2 protein-coding genes are annotated in these 1497 nt (G+C 38.0%); both read right to left on the bottom strand.

All coding sequences use genetic code 11. From position 1 onward, the window contains the following. Nucleotides 1–46: 46 nt before the first annotated feature. Entirely contained in the window at nucleotides 47–892 is an 846-nt protein-coding gene (locus ACNQGS_RS28900) for an IS3 family transposase (protein ID WP_491490388.1), read from the bottom strand. Between the two features lie 32 nt (nucleotides 893–924). Continuing rightward, nucleotides 925–1497: transposase (locus tag ACNQGS_RS28895; protein ID WP_491490387.1), on the bottom strand; the 573-nt coding region annotated here is incomplete at its 5' end.

Here is a 1497-nt window from a genome sequence, read left to right as displayed (position 1 = left end):
TTGAACTGCCCCCTGTCAAGTAGACAGTGGAAATAAAAAAACGATTTTAAGCGGCTTTAGCTCTGTATTCAAGGGGGCTAAGGCCGTTTAATCTTCTTTGTAATCTTTCATGATTATAAAAGTTTATGTAATCCTCAATGTCTTTTTTCAACTCTTCAAAAGTACTGTATTTATTTAGGTAATATTTTTCACATTTTAAGGTTCCCCAAAATGCCTCCATTGGTCCGTTATCAATACACCTTCCGACTCTCGACATACTTTGCACCATTTTTGCCTTTTCAATTTTTCTTTTAAATGCAGGCGAAGTGTATTGAAATCCCCTGTCACTGTGTAGAAGAGGGCAGGCACCTGGGTTAGCCTCCAATGCTAGATCAAGGGTTTTAAACACTAACGGATTATTATTTGAAGTCCCTAATACAAAGCTTACTATAGACCCATCATGTAAATCTAAAATCGCACTTAAATAAGCCTTCTGTGATGCTCCAAACTTCATTTCAGTGACATCAGTCAGCCATTTTTCATTTGGCTTCTCTGCGTTGAAATCTCTATTTAATACATTCTCTGCCACATGTTGTGGAGTACTAGGCTTATAATTTTTGCGCTTACGTCGAATAATCGCCTGAAGTCCGGCAATTCCCATCAATCGATACACACGTTTATGGTTAATTGCCTTTGGTAAGCTACGATTCAGGTTCATTGTAATTCGGCGATATCCATATATGCCATCCACTTTGTTATATAGGTGGATTATCTCCTTCAAAATTTCTTCATTCAACTTCTCGTTTTCTGAGGGAGAGCGATCGCGCCACTTATAGTAGGCTGCACGTGAAATTCTCGCAATCTCACATAATAGTACAATAGAAAAGTTCTCTTCTTTATGAAGTTCCTGTATAGCTACGTATTTATCCGTAAATCGGGTGTGGCTTAAGGACGCTTCTTTAAACGCCTCCTTTCGAGTTCCTCTAACTTTTTTAAGAATGCATTTTCTGCCCGGAGACGTTCATTTTCCTGCTCCAACCGCTTCATTTCACGTTGAATCTTTTCCTCGGTAGTTAACTCTAGATCTGACTTACTTCTACCTCGATTATCTTTTAGACCAGTTTCTCCTTCTTTCTCATACTTCTTTACCCATTGATACACCTGTTGATATGAGACTTTAAAGTGCTCTGATGCTTGGTTATAATTTTTTCCGTTCTGAAGACAATACATCACAATTTCCAAACGTTCTTCAAGCGAAGTAGACCGACCTTTGATCATAGAGTTACTCATCCTTTGCGTGTCTTTTAATTCTCTATGATCATTATAATTCCTTATCCACTTTTCCAACACTGAGTGGCTTGATATTTCATATTTTTGTATAACATCAGTCAAAGAATAGGCCCCGGATAGGTAATCAAGAACGGCAGCTGTTTTTACCTCTTTTGAGTATCGTTTCCATCCAGTTGCCTCTTGAAGTCCATCCATTCCATATGTGCAATATAAATAAATCCATCTTTC

Source organism: Neobacillus sp. PVCKKU3 (assembly GCF_058323225.1).
Note: the sequence above shows the minus strand (reverse complement) of the source record. Positions and strands in the feature narration are given on the sequence as shown.